18 protein-coding genes are annotated in these 20756 nt (G+C 38.1%); 6 read left to right on the top strand and 12 right to left on the bottom strand.

Annotated features, from left to right (window positions below):
- Positions 1-125, bottom strand: a 125-nt coding sequence (locus IE867_RS05375; protein ID WP_192483753.1) for a transposase, incomplete at its 3' end; no start/stop codon positions are given.
- Positions 126-293: 168 nt separating this feature from the next.
- On the opposite strand from IE867_RS05375, the gene IE867_RS05380 reads away from it, so the two are divergent.
- Complete coding sequence (locus IE867_RS05380) at positions 294-1259, top strand: hypothetical protein (RefSeq protein ID WP_192483754.1); 966 nt, start codon at positions 294-296, stop codon at positions 1257-1259.
- Positions 1260-1344: 85 nt separating this feature from the next.
- Here the strand turns inward: IE867_RS05380 and IE867_RS05385 are convergent, their stop codons facing one another.
- The 9 genes from IE867_RS05385 to aphA all read right to left on the bottom strand — a co-directional run bounded on the left by IE867_RS05385 (position 1345) and on the right by aphA (position 10588).
- Positions 1345-2646, bottom strand: a complete 1302-nt coding sequence (locus IE867_RS05385) for a sensor histidine kinase (RefSeq protein ID WP_192483755.1) — start codon at positions 2644-2646, stop codon at positions 1345-1347.
- Between the two features lie 7 nt (positions 2647-2653).
- Positions 2654-3871 carry a hypothetical protein gene (locus IE867_RS05390; protein WP_192483756.1) on the bottom strand — a complete coding sequence of 406 codons (1218 nt, stop codon included), beginning with the start codon at positions 3869-3871 and terminating at the stop codon, positions 2654-2656.
- A gap of 157 nt (positions 3872-4028) precedes the next feature.
- Entirely contained in the window at positions 4029-4865 is an 837-nt protein-coding gene (locus tag IE867_RS05395; protein ID WP_192483757.1) for a hypothetical protein, read from the bottom strand.
- A gap of 141 nt (positions 4866-5006) precedes the next feature.
- Complete coding sequence (dsbD, locus tag IE867_RS05400) at positions 5007-6743, bottom strand: protein-disulfide reductase DsbD (protein ID WP_192483758.1); 1737 nt, start codon at positions 6741-6743, stop codon at positions 5007-5009.
- An 81-nt stretch (positions 6744-6824) separates the two neighbouring features.
- A complete protein-coding gene (xseB, locus tag IE867_RS05405) occupies positions 6825-7034 on the bottom strand; it encodes an exodeoxyribonuclease VII small subunit (protein ID WP_192483759.1) in 210 nt (69 codons plus the stop codon).
- Positions 7024-8502, bottom strand: coding sequence for an exodeoxyribonuclease VII large subunit (gene xseA, locus IE867_RS05410; protein WP_192483760.1), 1479 nt, complete (start codon positions 8500-8502; stop codon positions 7024-7026). Before xseA ends, xseB begins: the two co-directional genes overlap by 11 nt.
- 13 nt (positions 8503-8515) lie before the next feature.
- A complete protein-coding gene (locus tag IE867_RS05415) occupies positions 8516-8662 on the bottom strand; it encodes a hypothetical protein (protein ID WP_192483761.1) in 147 nt (48 codons plus the stop codon).
- 351 nt (positions 8663-9013) lie between these two features.
- A complete protein-coding gene (gene lexA / locus IE867_RS05420) occupies positions 9014-9631 on the bottom strand; it encodes a transcriptional repressor LexA (protein ID WP_192483762.1) in 618 nt (205 codons plus the stop codon).
- Positions 9632-9886: 255 nt separating this feature from the next.
- Complete coding sequence (aphA, locus tag IE867_RS05425; RefSeq protein ID WP_192483763.1) at positions 9887-10588, bottom strand: acid phosphatase AphA; 702 nt, start codon at positions 10586-10588, stop codon at positions 9887-9889.
- 307 nt (positions 10589-10895) lie between these two features.
- On the opposite strand from aphA, the gene IE867_RS05430 reads away from it, so the two are divergent.
- The 5 genes from IE867_RS05430 (at position 10896) to aroC (ending at position 15960) form a co-directional block, all read left to right on the top strand.
- On the top strand, positions 10896-11246 hold the full coding sequence (locus IE867_RS05430) for an ArsC/Spx/MgsR family protein (RefSeq protein WP_192483764.1): 351 nt from the start codon (positions 10896-10898) through the stop codon (positions 11244-11246).
- A gap of 75 nt (positions 11247-11321) precedes the next feature.
- Positions 11322-12440 (top strand): tRNA guanosine(34) transglycosylase Tgt, encoded by a 1119-nt coding sequence (tgt, locus tag IE867_RS05435; RefSeq protein WP_192483765.1) that lies wholly within the window; start codon positions 11322-11324, stop codon positions 12438-12440.
- 91 nt (positions 12441-12531) lie between these two features.
- Positions 12532-13920: a cysteine--tRNA ligase gene (gene cysS, locus IE867_RS05440; RefSeq protein ID WP_449720071.1), complete on the top strand. Its 1389-nt coding sequence runs from the start codon at positions 12532-12534 to the stop codon at positions 13918-13920.
- 29 nt (positions 13921-13949) lie between these two features.
- A complete protein-coding gene (gene prmB / locus IE867_RS05445) occupies positions 13950-14909 on the top strand; it encodes a 50S ribosomal protein L3 N(5)-glutamine methyltransferase (RefSeq protein WP_192483767.1) in 960 nt (319 codons plus the stop codon).
- Positions 14899-15960, top strand: a complete 1062-nt coding sequence (gene aroC / locus IE867_RS05450) for a chorismate synthase (protein WP_192483768.1) — start codon at positions 14899-14901, stop codon at positions 15958-15960. The genes prmB and aroC overlap by 11 nt, the downstream gene beginning before the upstream one ends.
- A gap of 116 nt (positions 15961-16076) precedes the next feature.
- On the opposite strand, the gene iglH is transcribed toward aroC, so the two are convergent.
- The gene (gene iglH, locus IE867_RS05455; protein WP_192483769.1) at positions 16077-17549 is read right to left on the bottom strand and encodes a type VI secretion system baseplate subunit TssF/IglH; all 1473 of its coding nucleotides are present in this window, start codon (positions 17547-17549) and stop codon (positions 16077-16079) included.
- Positions 17550-17554: 5 nt separating this feature from the next.
- Complete coding sequence (locus IE867_RS05460) at positions 17555-20752, bottom strand: DUF4280 domain-containing protein (RefSeq protein ID WP_192483770.1); 3198 nt, start codon at positions 20750-20752, stop codon at positions 17555-17557.
- Positions 20753-20756 lie beyond the last annotated feature (4 nt).

A 20756-nucleotide genomic window follows, 5' to 3' on the forward strand; every position in this document is an offset into this window, starting at 1 on the left:
ATCTGCGTTGAATGCACACCATACTTTGAGGAAATCTCATTAATCGTTAAATCGCCTTTTATCGCGTCCAAAGCAACCTTGGCTTTAAATTCTGCTGTATAGCTTTTATTCTTCTTAGCTGGCATTTTTACCTCCTAACTTGGCACACAGTTTAACATTTTTGAGGCGCTTTTTGTGTCTCTAACTGTGGTCCAAAATATGGGGAGTATTATACTGGCATTTTTACCTCCTAACTTGGCACACAGTTTAACATTTTTGAGACGCTTTTTGTGTCTCTAACTGTGGTCCAAAATATGGGGAGTATTATATTATCATTTTCTTGGAAAGCTAAACAATTTCAAAAGATAGCCAATCAACTTACTGTCACAGCAGATACTCAAAAGAAGTATATTGATGAAGGCATTAATCAATTAGTTGATTTGACAATCGAAGTTATTAACATGTCAAAAGATCAGAAGAATCATCTGGAGTACAGTAGTAATAATAGCTCAAAGGAGTATATTAAGAATCATGGAGAAAGAAGACGTGCCGCGCTAATCGATTTTAACTTTACAAAAATACTTGAAGAACTTTCAGAGGAGAATAGAGCGCTATACATTGATAAGCTAGGAATAGGTAATTTTGATAAACTAATGATAAAGTCTGATTTTATTTCTTCACGCGCTTTAGCACTTTTGCCAATGGAAACTCAAAAGCAATATATTGATCACATAGGGTATAGAACACTAAAAGAGTTTTCTAAAAAAGATAAAAAATTAGAAAAGTGGCTAACAAACTGGACTGATAACGTAAAAAATAAATCTATAGCGCAGGTTTTAAGAAACTTTCATGATATGTGTGAAATTGATCAAGAAAACGCACCTAAGAAAACTTATGCGCCTTGTAAAGCTATAGTAAATAATATTGAATACAAAGTGCCATTTTTCTTGATTAATTACTACCAAGTGAACTCAGCAGAAAAGGCTATTAATCAACTTTTAATTGAAAAAGATCCATTACATGTACTTGAGCAGGCGACTGATGATTTTAAAGTCAATGTGGTGGATAAAATAGATGCTATTAAGCACGGGAATACGAAAGCAAGTTATGAGTATGAATTGAAAGCTTATCATTCTATGAAACAAGCGTTAAAAGAAAATGTTAATGAGGCTCAAAAGTATTTTTTCAAGCAAAAAGACTTGGGAGATGATCGTGACTTTGAGTTAATATTTAGGCGTGGTTCAAAAGAAGCTCAATATATAGGCATGGTTCAGAAATGAGGTATTTTAGTAAACACAATACGTGACGAATTGTAGCGTCCCTGACTATTTGGCGTTGATAGTCCCACGGTGAATGCGGATATGATCAAGCACCTTCTATTATTTTTAGCTTAATGGTCACCGTTAATCCTGTACTATTTGTATTATTGGCAAATGTCAACTCCCCTTGGTGCTTTTGAATGATTTCATTAGCGATATACAATCCAAGACCATGCCCAGGCAAGGCACTATCCCCTTGACTAAATGGCTTCTTTAAGCCAGATAAAACGCTTTTATCGACACCATAGCCTTGATCCTGAATATAAATATTGACATATTTACTCTCAATGACATAACTAATCTGTGCATAATTTCCATACTTAATCGCATTATTGATCAAATTGTCTATTGCGCGTTTAAACAACGCTCGATCAACTAAAACATTAATTTTTTGAGAATAATTGACTGGTATAAGCATAGCATTTTCTTGATATTCAGCCACTATTTCCTTAAGGAACGACTTAATATCCATACTCACGCATTTTTTCCTATCTAGCGGTTTTGAGCTTATGAGTATATCGTTAAGCATCGTATTCATTTCGATCATTGTTTTTTCACAAATACTTTGCAGGTTGTCTATATAGTTATTTCTAACTCTAAATAACAATTTTGATACAGGTGATTTGAGATCATGACTTACTGCAGCCATGTTTAACTTAAGTTTCACGATTTCATTGATCGCTTGATAATTTGCCTCTATCAGATTCTTCACTGTATTTGCTTTAAATAGGTTGAGTTTTTTGGGAGAGCTATCTGGCATTATAAGCGAGCTTTGTCTTAATCTAATGATAATACCACCTATCCCAATCGCCCTAAGAAAAACAAAAATAACCAACAAGGCCAGTAAGCAATAAAGTAACTGCAACAGAATAGCAAGCATACTCATTTTAATTGGTCGCGACTCTATATCAATATAAATATTAAGCCAGCCATTTCCATCATTTGAGTAAACAGATAAGCAGTTATTATTATCATGTAGAACAAATTGATGAATGATATCATGTGTTAATTGTTCTCTATTTAACTTTATATTACATTGCGGCTGAGCTGAAACTTCTCTTGTCACCTGAAATACGGTACCATCTAATGCTAATTGCATTTTCTGTATTTGTAAATTTACTGCCCCACCTTTCCGAGCTGATCGCCCCCAATCACCCAATACGACATCCATTACCTTAACTAAGCTATCGTCACTGAGGTTATTGAGCCTTTTATTGTCTTGACGCAACCCAATGAGCGTTTGTGCAGCAAAAAAACTATTTATACCAACAATCAAAAGGATCAGGATAATAATGGCAACAGCCATGGGCAAAGGGATCATTTTTTTAAGATGGTTAATATTACCCATAGAATTTTTAACTCAATGATCTTATGGCGAGAATATTGAGAACAGCAAGCAATACTAACACACATAAAAGCAAGCCAATTCCCAGATTATAATAGGTGTACACTAATGGCCAAGTGACTAATGTTATCGCGTAGTAAACACCAAAGCTCATCCCCATTTTGCGCTTCTCGTGTTGATATAATAATGGCAGATAAGTAGTTAAAGCCAGCATGCCAAACCATAATATCACCGGATACACGATGATTGCTGCTAATTCCGCACCTATGATACTCAAGACTTTGAATAAAATACAAAAAGACACGGTTATACAAAATGCGACATAATTAACTTTCTGTGGTGAAAAGATCTTTATTATCACTGGGTATATTGTAAATGCACTCAAGAACATTAATACATTAATTGCTATTTGTATCAATAGTATCACCGATAACGGATAAGGCATTGAAGTATAAAAATCAATCATCAATCCTGTTGATATGCCCACCACCTGATAAAACAATACCGCTGAAATGATAATGTACACAAAATTTCTGTTCTTAAATAAGCTTAAGTTTGCAAGGAGAAAGCTTGCCAACATCTTGCTTTTCTTTGCTTTAGAAATATTGCTTTGTATATTACATCTCAATAAAAAGCATATAAAATAAGCGATGAATATTAAAATAACTGCAGCAAAAACCAAAGTACTCAAGCTAAACATTGATCGAAAATGCAGTAATAGCGATGAAAAAATTCTGTAAACAGAATAAGTCGATATAAATATTATAGCTATTAGATAGCCCTGATCTAGGCGCGTATTTTGACAGTCTATGTTGTTGATAGCAATATACACACAGAGTGTTAGGATACAATAATGTGCACTCGTAAAGATTGCAATAAAACAAAAAATCACACCATCTACGAGTGTTATTTCTTTAAAGCCAAACTTGACCTCACATAAAAGCAAGATATAGCCCAACATCAAGACGAGTAAACAATATCTTAGTAACCTAACACAATGACTTCGATCACTTAAATAACCGATCCAAAAGCACAATATAAATGCAGCCGAAAACAATACGCCTTGGTACATATTAACTGCCAATGCATCTAAAGTAGTTGACGTGAGGGTAACATAAACTGGGTGTATACTCGCAATGACACTTTGCCATACTGAAAAACTAATAGCATCCGCCAGCGCAATAACAAAAAGAAATATAATACCACCATGCGCTCTACTTTGCATCATAATCACCCTAACATTTGAACACCCAAAAAATTATTGATGAGCAGTATATATCCTACCCTACAGTAAGTGAATAATAATTGAATTAAAGATTTAATTAAAGTAGACCCTTAAAGCAGGTAACTTGAGTTGAGCATGAGTAGTTTCAACTCAGGTTTTATCATAAAAACACAGGGCTTTTGCACGCTTGATCTAGGCAATACTGCACCGTGTCGCTTGAAGCAACATCTAAAATATCAACGACACCCTCATTAAGGCCTGAAAAAGGCTTTGCATAGCTTACTTTATATAGTTTTCCGTCATTCATTTTTTCGATTACTAGCTGAGCATCTGTTTGCTTTGGTCTAAACACTTCTTCAATCCTAAAGTCATTTCCACTTTGCAATTTGATATAATATGATTTAGCAAGATATGGCACATCTTGATTGTTATTTTTTAAATACAAAGTTTGATCTGCAAAGGTTAATTGGCGTTTTGTATCAGAGTTTTCGTACACGCTTGAAGCACTCTCAAGAATAGAATTATAGGATACCACAGGTTGTGCACATCGAGCATCTATACAATTTTCACCATAGGATAAGCTAAATTTCCTATTATGCTCCATGTCTTTACGCACATCCTTCACACTTAATAAACAGGTTGTAGTATTCACGGACAAAGTTGATCCGCATGATTTATTAGTCACCACTAAATCATATGGCTGAAGTTGCTCATTCAATTTATTAACAATAGTACTTACCTCAGGGTAATCAGGCTCGGCATTGTTGATGCTATCAAATGAATAAGCAAGGTTAATTTCAAGCAACGATTCTTGTTGCGCTTTAATACCATAGATACTAAAAGCAGAGACACTGGTTATCACTTGTTTTGTCGCAGCACGCGATGAATCATCACTACCCGCCCCACCACCACAGGCGCTCAAAAAAGCACCCATAACAGTTAATAAACTTGTTAAACTTATTGCCTTAATCTTCTCTTTTGAAAGAAATTTGCTCATACATAACCCCATTATACTTTTATGATTATTCTAACTAAGGAGATCATCCTTATTCGACCAATATGATCAAAATGCGCTCACCAGGAACAAGCGTCATTATACAAATGAAATCTCAAAAAAATAGCGTAGTTCTACGGTATTTTAAGGAAATTTGATATTTATAGCCGCATGCTCTTTTGAAAGCGCTACATTCAATTGCTGCTTCAATGCATTAATATCAACTACCCCAGCAATGCGCTTAATTTCACTATTTTGTTGATTGCGCAAAATAAGTGTTGGTAAACCTAATACGTTCGCCGTTTTAAGCAGCTCCGTGCTATTGGCGTTATAGTCTGAAACATCCACCTTAATAACCTTGATATTATTTTTCTTAAAGTAGTCTTGCATGGTAGGCGATAGCAAAATGGCTTTAAGCTTTAAGCAATTCTCACACCAATGTGCAAAGTAGTCGATTAGAACATATTGATGCGTTTTTAATGCTAAAGTGACTTGTTGCTCGAGCTCTTGGCTATTAGATACTGTAGTGAAATCGTTTTGTGTAGAGGTCGTGCTTGTCTTGTTTACGGTGTGTAAAGTGTGATTAGCAACTATGATTAATAGCACCAAAAACAGGATAACAGCCGCAATAAAATGTTTGGTTTTTTGTTGGATAGATGCGGATATAACAGATGCATAAACAAGATAGATTACGTAAACACTAATCAATAGAACATATAGGCTAAAAATAATAGCTTCTAATAGCGTAATGCGACTTAAAAGGAAAATTGCCATTGCTAACATCGCAAAGCCAAAAATGACTTTGATTTCCTGCATCCATGCGCCTGATTTCGGTACAAAGCGCTTAAGTCCAAGCGCAATAAGCATCAGAGGCACACCCATACCAAAACCTAGCGCAAAAAGTGCTACCCCTCCATAAAGAATATCACCTGTTTGCACAATGGTCGTTAATACTCCAATTAAAGGGGCTGATGTGCAAGGTGATAATACCAAGCTTGCAATTGCACCCATGAGAAAGCTTGCGAATATGCCGCCGGTTTTAATATTGTGTTGTGATTGTCCAAGGCGCGCACTAAGCGCTTGAGGCAGTTGAATTTGAAAAGCACCAAACATGGATAGCGCTAATATAGCAAATAATGCGGCAAGTAGAATGATGACCCAGCTTTGCTGAAAGAAAATCTGGAAAGATAGTCCAATGCTGCTAATAATAATTCCCAAAATGGCATACATCACCGACATTCCAAGCACATAGGAAAGCGCTAATAGAAAGCTGTAAAATTTACTGTGATTTTTACCGACAACAATGGCGCTGATAATTGGTAACATAGGTAAAACGCAAGGTGTGAAGGCAAGTAATAAGCCAACACCAAGAAGTGCTAAAATACCTAACCAGTTAAAGTCATTTTGTTCATAGGGTAATACGTTTGGATCAATTTTAATTTCTTTGACTTGGGGCAAATGACATAAGTTTTTATCACAACTTTGGTATTTAACCTCGAGCTTGCTGTGAGATGTTATTTCACCTGAAAGTGGAATTCGTAATGATAATTGATTTGTATAAACTTGTTCATCTTTAAATACAGGATGTGTGGTTGCTGAAGGAAAGTAAATCTCACCAAGCTTTGCTTGATCAGCATGTTGTAGCTGTATGCTGATCTTTTTTTTATAAAGGTATTGTCCTTTGGGAATACGCCAGCATAAGGTGATTTCACCTTTGTTTTGAGTTTCTATCACGCTCAGCTGATTAAAGGATTGTTCAGGTGAGCTAAAGAGATCAATATTGCTAAAACTATTATCCGTTAAGAAATTATTAGCATTAGCAAAACCAAATAGGTTAAACACTAACAAGAATAACAAACAGTTTAGCTGCCGTAGTAACACAAAAAGACTCATTAAAAGGTATCTATTAATAAATGGCATGGTAGCACGATGCTGCTGGAAATGAAGTGTCGAAGTGGTGCTTTAGAGATTATTTTTATTCTCAAATTCAGCGATAAACTTCTCCGCAGCGGCAATACGCTCTTTGCAAATAAGATAGCTTTTGGATGCTTTTTCCAACATGGGGGCAAGCTCATCGATCATGTTGGGGTTATTTTGCCCTTGCTGAAGTTGGTAGTTTATCTCTTCTAAAATGGCATAGTTCTCGGCATAAGTTTTGGTTTTATTTGTCATTTGTAATCTCTGCAGCTATTTGACCATCATGGTAATGAAGGGTGAGTTTATCACAGCTTTTGGCACTTTGGGCAGAGGTAATATATTTCCCTTCATAACTCGTTAGGCTAAAGCCACGCTTAAGTGTTGGTTCAATTGAAGCGCTTAAGATTAACTTATACTGCGCTTGAGCAGTGTTGTTGGCGTATTCTAAGACAACTCTGGCTTGCGTCAATGTGCTTGAATGCCAGTGGGCAATTTGAAATGCGTGCTGTTGTAACATCGCTTTTGCTAACGTGTGTACATGTGTTGCAATATATTCAATATTAGTTTGCGCGATATGTGTATAACGATGTGTTAACTGCATTAATTCATGGTAGTGGCGCTCATGCAGTTGTTTTTGATAACTTAAGGCTTCTTTTGAGAAGCTTATAATTAATTGGAAATAATGCGTATAAATCGTTTTATGATGATTTAACGTTGTTTTTATAAGGTGCTGCGCTGAAGTTTGTTTAGACTCAACATCTTTATGATGGTGTTGCACTAAATGACGTGCTTGGCTAATAGTAAAGTCAAAATGCTTTTGTGCATTTTGCGCTTTGGTACTGATATTTTCTTTAATAAATTGAATGACCTTAGATGGGGTATCAAAACTTTTATTGGCAAGTTGATCAAGTATCGTTTGATCACGCTTATGCCCAATACCGGTAAAAACAGCAATCGGCATATGACAAATTGCATTGGCTGGCTCAAAGTAATTAAAGCCATCAAGATCAGATTCAGCACCTCCACCACGTATAATGACAATGCAGTCATAGTTTTTCTGATGTGCTTTTATGGATTTGTAAATCGTGCGCAATTGTGTGGTAATTTCAGTTGCACAAGTTTTGCCTTGCATACTGGCATGATAAACATCAAATTGGCATAGGTGATGTTTCTGTAAGAGCTTTGCTTCAGTAAAAAAATCTTGAAGCCCTGCCGCGTGTTTACTTGATATGACGGCAACGTGTGTGAAATCATTAGGTGTCTCAAGCTTAAGATTTCTATGGTGTAATCCTTCTTGCTCCAATCGAGTTAAAATAGCTTGTTTGCGCGCTTGACGATCACCCAAGGTGAAGCTTGGGTCAATATCAAGAATATTAAGGCTTAAGCCAAAGGTTTGATGAAAGCTCGGCTCGATTAAAAGCAATACTTTTAGTCCTGATTTTAACGATTCACCTGTACTGCGTTGGAATTTAGTATTAATCTTAATCGCCATGCTTGCCCACATATTGATGCGTACTTTGGCAATCATTTGTTGGGTATTATCATCAAACTCAACAAGCTCACCATAAAAATGCCCTGCGTTTTTTTGCCATTGTGAGATTTCGCCACGCACCCAATAACCACGATTACCTTTAAAGTGTTCATCAATGGTTTGTTTAATTTGTGTTAAAAAGTCACTTAGGCTAAGAGGCTCTTTTATCGTCGTCAGTACAGTTAAGCTCATATACAATCTGAATTTATTGCAAGTCTAAAATATCGCTAATTTTTAGTTTTAGCGTTTTGGCAATCACCGATAAAGGCACACCGGCACTTAGCATTTCTTCAACCTCAAGCTTAAGCTCGGTATGGCGCAAATTATTTTCAAATGAAGATGAATGTTTCATAAACCCTCCTGGTTTGGTTTTTATTTACATAAGATCATGCACTTTTTCTATTTCAACACCCCGCCTCGCAAACTCGGCACCCCTCTTGCAAAGAGGGGAATATAAAATCACCATTGCCTAATTCCCCTCTTTGCAAGAGGGGTGGCAGCCGCAGGCTGACGGGGTGTTTATAAAATACATAACTTCAGTTATTTAAAATTAATTTAACGAATTGACATTATACGCTTTGATAAAGACGCTGCTTAAGCGCTTGGCGGCGTTGCTCATAATGTTTCTGTTCATATTTACTTAGCTGCAAAGTATAACTGATTTGACCGTTAAATTTCAGCATGATTTTCTCCTTCTCTTTTTCTATAGCAAAAATGACCTATCCAAGCGCATTCCCAAGTAAACACCTTGAATGCTCACGCGATGCGCAGGATAGATCATCGGGGGGAGGTCTTCATTGTGGGGAATAAGTGTTACAGTTTTATTATCCTGCATTTTAAATTCTTTTAATGTTGCTTCCTTTTCATCGATTAATGCCACGACAATCTGACCGTTACGGGCAATATGTTGTTTTTGAATCAACACTAGATCACCATCTAAAATGCCACTTTCTTGCATTGAGTTGCCGGATATTTTTAACAAATAGCGATCAGGCATATTCAGAAGTTCAGATAAATCAATGGTTTCGATCACTTCATAAGCTTCTAACGGTAAACCTGCGGCAATCGTGCCAACCAATGGTAAATGAAGAAGATTATGCTGCCCATTATCTGCTTGATCAATGATTTCAATATGCTTGCGCTTACCTTTAGGGATATGAATATACCCCTTTTCTTTGAGCGCTTTAATATAGTAAGAAATTGTGGCTTTTGATTTGAGATTCAAAGCTTCCGCAATGTCACTAAAAGTAGGTGAGTAGCCATTTTCAACCTGAAAACTCTGGATAATGTTTAAAACTTGCTGCTCTTTGTTATTTAACATGAACCTGTCTCCTTGCCGTTGATCTATACCACCCGCAAACCATTTTACAGTCTTTCTGCCATTGAATTTATTGTTCTTTTGAGCCATTTGATATTGCTAATAGTCCTTGCTATTACCTGCAATCCAATGACTCAAAATTTTCAAAAACTTCTTTGACATTAAACAACGCAAAATGATTCACGAGTGGTATATCGCTTATTATGTTCTAAAAAAGTTTAAAATCAAGCGTAATATGCAAATAAGTTCAAATTAAGTTTAATATTGAGAGTTGATAAGTACTTCTTCGCCAAATTTACCATTGTGTGGCATCGGTTTATGCGTTGAGTTTAAAGGTCGCAGGATACGGATTGCTTTGGCACCTGCAGCGCGGGCATCGCTAATATCCCCATCAGAATCGCCATAATAAAGCGTAATTTTATGTTCTTTAATATAAGGCGTTTTCGCGCCATGCTTAGGACCACTAAAAATAACTGGATTCATTTTATCTTTGGGAATATCAAAATCATGCTGCAGAATGCTTGTTAATTTTTCTGTTTTTGTTTTAGGTCTTCCCGTAATAAAGTAAATATGATCTCCTCGCTTAAGATGCATTTGGATAAGTGCATATCCTGACTGCTTGGGAATCGAAAAATAATCCCAGTCATTATTCATTTTCTGCCAAAATTTAGGATTCTTGAGATACTCATTGCTCTTTGGTGAGAACGCTTGCTTGCCGCGAAAGAAGCCAGGACTTGAGAATAGCAGAGTATCATCAACATCGAAGCCGACATTAATGGGTTTGGTATTGGCTAAACTTTGTTTAATTTGCTCAACAGATACCCAATGTACTGGCATGCGCTGACTGAGCTCACTCATTGTAACGCCAGGATTTAATGGGCTATGTGTGTTGGCAGCTGTTGTTTGCGCGAATGACGCAAAGACAATGCAAGATGTAATTAATGTGGCTTTTTTAAGCATGTTTAAGTTCCCTCATTTCAGTATATGAAAATATCATTGCCGCAAAATACACAAAAAAAATGAAATTGTCATGCAGATTGTGTTAATGAAGTTAACGTGATCTTGAGAATGCGGAACACTAGAGTTTGAATGTATTAGGCTAATATAAGAGTATCTTGGGGCTTTATCGCGAAAGTGTTTATACAATACCTAGATAATAATTCAATTTAACGTATGCGTATTGCTTCAAAAAACCTAAAAATTGTTGTTTGCAATGCCAAATAAAACTAGTATTAACAATATTAGAAAATTCATTTGGATAATTGATATGTATAAGCTATACCACAACCCCCGCTGTAGTAAATCGCGTGCAGCATTAGCGTTTTTAACGCAAAACAATTATGAAGTTGAAGTGATTGAATATCTCAATACACCGCTATCTCAAACAGATATATTGCGACTTTTAGAGAAGTTGACCGCTGCCAAGCACATGCTTATTCGCAGCAGTGATGATGATTTTAAATCTTTAAATATCAATGATGTTGAAGAACTATCAGATAGTGAAATTGCAGAGATTTTAGTAAAAACACCTAAATTAATGCAGCGCCCAATATTGGAGACGAGAGACAAAGCGGCGATTGCGCGCCCCATTGAAGATATGATCGCTATTTTAGAATAATCATTAAAATAACATTTCCCCTTTTTATCTGAGGGTATATCATGAGCCCTTTATTGTCGATAGTGGTCGCATAACATGAAATTTACTTTATTAAAGAAAAGTGCCAAAGCGCGTCGCGGCACTTTACAATTTGAGCGTGGTCAGGTGCAAACACCTGCGTTTATGCCAGTAGGCACTTATGGTGCAGTCAAATCTTTGTCACCTGAAGATGTCAAAGCCACGGGCGCTGAAATCTTACTTGGCAATACTTTTCACTTATGGCTGCGTCCAGGCACTGAGATTGTTAAAATGCATGGTGATTTACATGATTTTATGCAGTGGCAAGGACCGATATTAACGGATTCTGGTGGCTTTCAGGTGTTTAGTCTGGGTGCATTGAGAAAGCTTACCGAAAAAGGGGTTACCTTTCGCTCGCCACTTGATGGATCTAAAGTATTTTTAGACCCTGAAATCTCAATGCAGATCCAGCGTGATCTAGGATCTGATATCGTAATGTGTTTTGATGAGTGTACACCGTATCCGGCAACAGAGCTTGAAACAAAGGCATCGATGGAGTTATCGATGCGCTGGGCATTAAGAAGCAAAATCGCGCATGGCGATAATCCATCGGCTTTATTTGGGATTATCCAAGGTGGGATGTATGAGCATTTACGTGATCAATCCTTAAAAGCATTAACGGATATAGGCTTTGATGGTTACGCAATTGGTGGTTTGTCTGTTGGTGAGCCCAAGCCTGATATGATCCGTATCTTAGATCATACAGCACATCAAATGCCTGAAGATAAACCACGCTATTTAATGGGTGTTGGTAAGCCGCAAGATCTGGTTGAGGGTGTGCGCCGAGGTGTAGATATGTTTGATTGCGTGATGCCATCAAGAAATGCCCGCAATGGTCATTTGTTTGTCAAAAGCGGTGTTATCCGTATTCGTAACAGTCAATATAAAACAGATACCTCACCATTAGATGAGAGCTGTGATTGCTACACTTGTAAGAATTTCTCAAGAAGTTATTTACATCATTTGGATAAAACCAAGGAAAGCTTGGGTGCACGTTTAAATACAATTCACAATATCACTTATTATCAACGCTTGATGAAGAATATCCGTAATGCGCTAGATGAAGATCGTTTTGAGGATTTTGTACAGGAATTTTATAATGATATTGGTCAACCGACGCCAGAGCTTAAAGCATAAAATGACACAATTGTGAATTGTGTATTTCAACCTTGCTAAGGCGATGGTAACATAAGCTTATTATAACCATGCCAATGCAAGATTCATGAATATCTATTTATACAATTCATTATCTGGAAAGAAAGAACTGTTTCAGCCGATTAGCCCACAAAAATTAAAAATGTATGTCTGTGGTATGACGGTTTATGATGATTGTCATATTGGACATGCGCGCACCCAGATCGCCTTTGATGTTATCGTGCGTTATTTTCGCTTTTGTAATTACGATGTAACTTATGTGCGCAATATCACCGACATTGACGATAAGATTATTAAGCGTGCCAATGAAAACGGTGAATCAACTGATGAACTCGTTGAGCGTACGATCAAAAGCATGTATGACGATTTGGATCGTTTAAATATCCTAAGACCTGATTTTGACCCGCGAGCTACGCAAACGATTCCTGAAATGTGCCAGATGATCGAAAATCTGATTGCTAAAGGCTTTGCTTATGCACCGGGCAATGGCGATGTTTATTATCGCGTTGAAGCATTTAATGACTATGGCAAATTAAGTAAGCAAAGTTTGGAGCACTTGCGTGTTGGTGCGCGGATTGAAAGTAATGAACAAAAAGAAAATCCCCTAGACTTTGTATTGTGGAAAGCTGCCAAAGCCGGTGAGCCAAGTTGGGATTCACCATGGGGACAAGGTCGCCCTGGTTGGCATATTGAGTGCTCAGCAATGTCTAAAAACCTCTTGGGGGATAATTTTGATATTCATGCAGGAGGTTCAGATTTACGTTTCCCGCATCACGAGAATGAGATCGCGCAATCGGAAGCGGCTAATGGTTGCAGCTTTGCTAATTACTGGTTGCACTCTGGCATGGTGCAGGTTGATGATGAGAAGATGTCTAAATCATTGAATAACTTCTTCACCATCAAAGAGGTATTATCTGAGTATCACCCTGAAGTGGTTCGCTTCTTTTTGATTTCAGGACAATATCGCAGTGAAATCAACTACTCTAAGGAAAATTTAGATCAGGCAAAAGCAGCAATTGAACGCTTATACACGGCACTACGTGGCATTGATATTACTGAAAAGACAGCAGAAATAGCAGAAGCAAAGCAATATATTAATGACTTTAAACAAGCGATGAATAATGACTTTAACACACCAGAAGCATTGCCAGTGTTATTTGCCATTGCCAAAGAGATCAATAAATATCGCACAAGTGACCAACAAAAAGCAGTTGGCTTTGCTCAGTTGTTATTGGAGCTTGCTAATGTATTAGGCATCCTTAAGCACTCGCCAGAGAGCTATTTTAAGTATAGTGTTGCTGATGATTTAAGTGATGAGGTGATTGAGACTATGATTGCTGAGCGTATTAATGCGAAAAAGAATAAAGACTACGCCAAAGCAGACCAGATTCGCCAAACGCTAACAGAGCAAGGCGTATTGCTTGAAGACTCAGCAACGGGCACAATCTGGAAAAGAGCGTAAGGCACATAAAGCATAAGTAAGGGTAAAAGATGAGTGATATATTTGGTGGAGATGTCAATGTTGATGCATTGGCACAGGACTTACATACAATCCGTGATTATCTGCGTTGGGCGACTTCTCGTTTTCTAGAGGCAGAGCTTTTTTATGGGCATGGTACGGATTCGGCATGGGATGAAGCAGTACACTTAGTGCTACAAGCGCTTTATTTGCCACTGGATATTGATAATCGTATTTTGGATGCGCGCTTGACGCATGTAGAACGTCAAAAAGTGATTAAATGGGTGTATAGACGCGTGGTTGATCGTGTGCCATTGCCGTATCTTACAAAAACGGCATGGTTTGCGGGGATGAAGTTCTATGTTGATCAACGCGTTATCGTACCGCGTTCACCGCTTGGTGAGCTGATTCGCAATGAGTTTGAGCCATGGGTTAATCATCATAATGTCGAGCGCGTATTGGATCTATGTACTGGAAGTGGTTGTATTGGTATTGCAACAGCACATGTATTTCCTGATGCGCAAGTGATATTAAGCGATATCTCAGAAGATGCACTAGAAGTGGCTAAGCGTAATATCAAACAGCATGATATGGAACAGCGTGTTACTGCAGTGCAATCGGATTTGTTTGCAAATCTAACAGACCAGAAGTTTGATTTGATTATCTCTAATCCGCCGTATGTTGATATGAATGATTTGGCATCTATGCCACAAGAGTACTTAAAAGAACCAGCATTAGCATTAGGCTCTGGTGATGATGGTTTAGATATTACACGTAAAATCTTAGTTAACGCACTTGATTATCTGAATGAAGGTGGCGTATTGATCGTTGAAGTCGGCAATAGCCAGTATGCGTTACAAGAAGCCTTTCAAAGCGTGCCTTTCACATGGCTTAACTTTGAAGATGGAGGTGACGGTGTGTTCTTATTGACCTATGATGAGCTCAAAACTTATCGATCAATATTTACCGAGGGCTATCAAGATGCCAGGTAATACATTAGGAACGCTTTTTAAAGTCACTACTTTTGGTGAGAGTCATGGTTTGGCACTAGGTGCGATTGTCGATGGCTGCCCGCCAGGATTGCCATTAAGTGAAAACGATTTGCAAGTAGATTTAGATCGACGTAAACCAGGACAATCAAAGTTCACCACACAGCGACGCGAACCCGATCAGGTCAAGATTTTATCTGGTGTATTTGAAGGCAAAACAACAGGAGCGCCGATTGGTTTAATCATTGAAAACACCGACCAGAAATCCAAAGACTATGGCGAGATCAAAGATCAGTTTCGCCCAGGACATGCTGATTTTACCTATTTTCATAAATATGGCATTCGTGACTATCGTGGTGGTGGACGCTCATCAGCAAGAGAAACAGCAATGCGTGTTGCAGCAGGTGCGATTGCCAAAAAGATATTAAAAGAGCGCTTTAATAGCGAAATATTTGGCTATGTTTCACAAATTGGTGATATTGAGCTTGAGCTTAAAGATCAAAGTTTTATTGCGCAAAATCCTTTTTTCTGTGCGGATCCTCAAAAGATCCCTCAGCTTGAGGAGTTGATGCAGTCCATTCGCAAGCAAGGGGATTCTATTGGTGCCAAGGTCAACGTTGTTGCACGTAATATCCCTGTTGGATTGGGTGAACCGGTATTTGATCGCTTAGATGCTGATATTGCTAAAGCATTGATGAGTATTAATGCCGTTAAAGCGGTAGCTATTGGTGATGGTTTTGATGTTGTTAGCCAAAAAGGTAGTGAGCATCGCGATGAATACATTAAAGATAAAGGCTTTTTAAGCAATCACGCCGGCGGTATTTTAGGTGGGATTTCCTCAGGACAAGATATCTTGGTAAGCATTGCCTTTAAAGCCACTTCAAGCATTTTAGTACCTGGTCGCTCAATCGATATTCATGGTAATCAATGTGAAGTCATTACCAAGGGCCGTCACGACCCATGTGTCGGCATTCGCGGTGTACCAATCGCCGAGGCGATGTTAGCACTTGTCCTTATTGATCACTATTTACAGCACAAGGCGCAGAATTTATAACTATACCGCCCATATTGTAAACCACAGTTAGAGACACAGAGAAGCTCTCAAATAATGTTAAACCGTGCGCCAAATTGACGGGGCAGATCAAGGTGCTATAGAACCCTTGTTTTATTTTATTTTACAAGCACTTTCACTTCGACTACTTGAGGTGAGTTGATATAGAAAAATCGCGTCACAACATTAGCCACATATCGCACATAAGCATAATAATGCGGATAAGCTGCCTCAATAACAAGTACATTGCTCACATGATCATAATTAACTGATTTAATTACTGATTTAAAAAACTGATATCTTTCTGCATTTTCCTCACCATAGAGGAATTTTAATGCCAATAAAAACCCATCATTATTACGAATATCTAGATCAGAAAAAGCTCTAAAAACCTGCACCACACGATCAATATGACGAAAGCTATTTAGTCTTAGCTCGGACTTTAAAGCAATCAACTCAAAGTGCGCACTTTGAGTGTTAAAACTATTGGTGCTTACCTTGATCAAACTACCGTGTTCGGCTTTTTGGGTCCATTCTACTTTGGCAAAAATCCTTTTCTCAATATCTAGCGCCTCATTGATATCTTTAGGAGAGTAACTAAGTTTACCGACATGCTTATGAAAGACATATTCACTGACCGTATGATTGTAGTAATCTTTATACGGCTGGTTATTAACCCATACTTGATGAACATAACAAGCGCGAGCCTCAGGATCCTCTGGATGGAGCAAAGGGATTTTATCGTAACGCTCATCAATTTTTTGTGACGTTGAATAGGCTTCAAAGAGATTAAATAGTGGGATAACATTAGTAATAAACAATCGATCCTTCTGGCTAATGAGCTCAAAAAAGTCTGCTCTATCATATATCCCCACGGGAAACATCAACATCATTTCTTTGACTTTGGCAGTCGTCTCAGTCACCGGAATCTGCGACAGCTCAATGCTTAATTTTAAAGAAAACTCAGGTGACAATAAATCTAGACGCGTTTTATCATTTAAACCCAAGGTATATGCATCACTATTGTAAACCGTCGCTAACACTTCCTTTTGCGTACCATCATCATAGATGACACACACCTTAATTTTATTTTCTTTAAGCAACATTTCTTTTAATTGACACAGTTTAAACTCGCCTTGCTTCCACAACAAAGGATTGACCCACAAATCAAAGACATTGTGATTAAGCTCTGTTGGGGCATCAGTCTGTAATGAAACTTGCGTTGAGGTCGTTGTTAAATCGACATGATCAACTTTAAAACACGTCAAATTAACTTCGCTTAAATTACTATAATGAAACTGTTTTTTTGCTTGAATATCATAAACATCAAAACGCTCTTTTGGCTCAAGGCTTAAGCAGGCTTTTTTAATCTTTGACTTAACAGCAATGAGCATATGCTTAGGCAACTGCATTAAGAGATTTTGATTATAACGCGATAAACGATAATCTCGCTCACTTCTAAGTTGTGCCACCAAGTTGCTTTGAATATCCTTGCCCAATGCCTCAAACAAATGGGTCAACACCTGATAATGATCATCGGATAAATCATAGTTTTTGCTAACAAAAGCCGTTTTTTCATCGAAAAAATTCATACCTTTCATCCTGTCATCGTTGTCATTTGTGATGGATTAATAAAGCTAATAACTCCGCCAACTGCCGTCGTACACATCGCTTTATTATTCATCGTGTTAATGGGAGAGCCTTGCACCATCGTCATAATATTCGTTGGGATAAACTGTCCTGCTGGAATGCACGGCGAAATAGGTTTTAATGGATTCCATGCCGGATTCGTCACTGCTGTGCAACTTGGCATCGGCAAAATATTTACCATAGGTGCCGCATCGGTGATATTAGCTGCCGGCTTGTTATTAATCAGCACGGTTGCACGTAACGTACTATACATCCCAGGACCCAAACCAAAAGTGCATAACATTTGCGAGCTTGTACAAGTGACCATTGTTGCCTGTGGTGAGCCGCTACTGGCACTTAATGCACTCGCTGTTTGACCACTTAATACGGCTGTATTACTTATCGAATTATTTAAATTTGCTAAAGCAACCTCAAATTCAGCTTGCTTGACAACCTGTTGCGCTGTTTGCACGCTTTGAATGTTACGCTGCTGAACTGCGATTACATTTTGCATCTGTATCGTTTTTGCCTGCATTTCATCTAACGCTTTGGCTGCATTTTTTGACTTTTGCGCATGTGAGCCAATCTCGCCTGCGGCTAGAGCTAAGGCATTATTAATCTCATTAATTTCATCTTCAATATGTGCTAAATTCTCACAACTTTGTAGCTGATTCAACAGCACGGGTGTTTCAGGAATTAGGTCGTTGACACTCGGGATACCAGATGTTGACATACTAGGTGTCGCACCACTTAACAAGGCTTGCATGTTAGGTAGCGATGGGCTCCCCATGGCATTGATAAAATTTTGTTGATCCAATGCCATAAGTTGATGCTGATAATTAAGTACTGGCTCTAAGATGTCATTAAGATTAGCCACACTCGCCATAGAGACACCGCTAGGTAATGGTACCTCCTTATTGAGCAACATTGACAAGCAATTTTGCAAGTCTTGTAAAGGAGATAATAGATCAACCGACAGCGGAGGTAAGTTTGGCACTCCCATCAAGGGCGGCATCGAGAAACTCATCGCATTTGCTAAACTTTGACATAATGCATCAAGCTCCATTTGAATTTGCTTAAGCAAACTTAACACATCAGGCAATGACATAGTATTAAGATCAATATCTTGCAAAAAGCTTGCCAAATCAGGCAATGATGCCAAGCTTGGTGTATTGACATTAGGTAAACTGATCTTAGCAATAAGTGATTTTAATTGGCTAAAAGCATCCAATACTTCATCACACAAACAGCTTGCCATTTGCATATTCGCCGTCGGTGTTTTAGGTAGATTTTGTGATAGATTTTTAAGCTTCATAATTTCCGCATTGATACTTGCCTGCAATGCCAATGACACATTACCTTGTTCAGCCAACATTGCATTTAAACTTGCCGTATAAGGTCCAACAATAGCACTACTATCAAAGCTTCCACCTTCGGGTAATTGAGGTAGTCTAGGCAAATGATCTAATGCGCTTTGTAGCTCAGTCATTTTTGGCAGCATCTCTTGTGCATCGAAACTCATATCAGGCACACATGGACAAAGTGAGTCATGTAGTGCATTAGCATTTGCGGCAAGTTGTGATTGAAATGCCAAAGCATTTGGAACTTGCTGCTTAAAATGATCTAACGCCGCTGTTGTGCTTTGTAAATGTGTTTGATAATTTGCTAAAAGCTCATCGCTACTCGAATCTCCTTGCCATGCCAACGCACTTGTTTTTAATCCCGAGAATTCTGTCATAACCGCAGCATTCGCATTGGTTAATTCTGATAATGGTGATGTGCTTACCTGTGATTGAGCAATGAGTAAACTTGGCGCCACTTTAGCAACACTCGTCAAATAATCACTTTGCAATCGTGTCACTTGCTGCGATGGCATACTTGCAAATGCTTGCTCGAAACGCGCCTGCTTAGCAATTTGTAGATCACTGCCAATAAGATACAATGTACTATCATCATTTAACACCATCACTACACCCTCACCAGCAACAACCTCCATCTTGCGATTTTCTGCTGACTGACTTTGCTTGGATGCTGTTGATTGCGTATCGCCTAACATCCGCGCCTTTTTACTGACATTTTCAGCTACAAGCGGTAAACCAGCAGGTACCACAAACATCGACCAACTTTGCACTTGCCCATTAAGCTTATTCAATGCTTGTTGCTTTTGTGGATCTTGCGTATTACCTGCTAGCGCTTGCACATGTTCTGATACCGTATTTGGATCTCCTAGCTGAACGCTTTGTGCTTTGGTAACTTTTTCATGATAACTGACGATTGATTTAACCATTTTAGCATCATGCTCAGGCAATTGTATTTGCCCTGTTTGCTGCAAGAAATCTGTGTTTTTCATCATTAATTGATCACTCATGGGTAAAACAGCTGTATTTGCAGTCTTAGCATCGAAAGGGGCATTGGGATAGCTCATAAAATCAGCTAAGGTTTGCTTTTTTGCAATCTCATTTACTGCATCTTTGCCCTTATTTCCATTATTTCCTTTATTCCCATTACTCAAATCACTTAACTCTTTTGATAGATTCTCTTGATACTGGGCATACGCCTGTGTCTGGCTATTGATATCTTCAACACTACTTTCTGAATTTAAGCCGAGAATATTTTTATGAATCTGTACTAGGCTTGTCTTTTGATTGCTATCGTTTGCTACATTAGTAGCGCCTATTGCAGGCGCTTGTGTTTGGCTTTTCTTTAGTTGGTCACTCAAGGCATTGATATATTCACTACTCGGTGTCATGGTTTGCGGATCAACATTAATTCGCTGTGATTGCCTCGTTAATAGCGCTTTCTTTTCACTTTGCTGAAAATTACTTACTTGCAGACTTAAACTTTCGGATATTTGAGCAACTTTTGACATATCACCAGCGGATCTTGCATCGGTTAATGCATCATTTGCCGCTTTTAAACTTTGTATACTTGAAGCATCTGGTGCTTGAGTTGATCTTAAGGTCAAATCCGCAATTAATTTCTGTGTTTGATCAAGATTAACATTCTCAAGACCACTGGCTTTATAATCAGGACTCGCATACTGTTTCAATGCACTTAAGTTACGCTGCAAAACACTACTTTTTTGTGTCAAGCCTTGTGTTTCACTTTCATTGTAGAGCGGTAAATTTTCGATAAACTTTTGGAAATATGTCAACTCATTTGCCATAGCC

The organism is Cysteiniphilum marinum (assembly GCF_014857925.1).
Taxonomy (GTDB): domain Bacteria; phylum Pseudomonadota; class Gammaproteobacteria; order Francisellales; family Francisellaceae; genus Caedibacter; species Caedibacter marinus.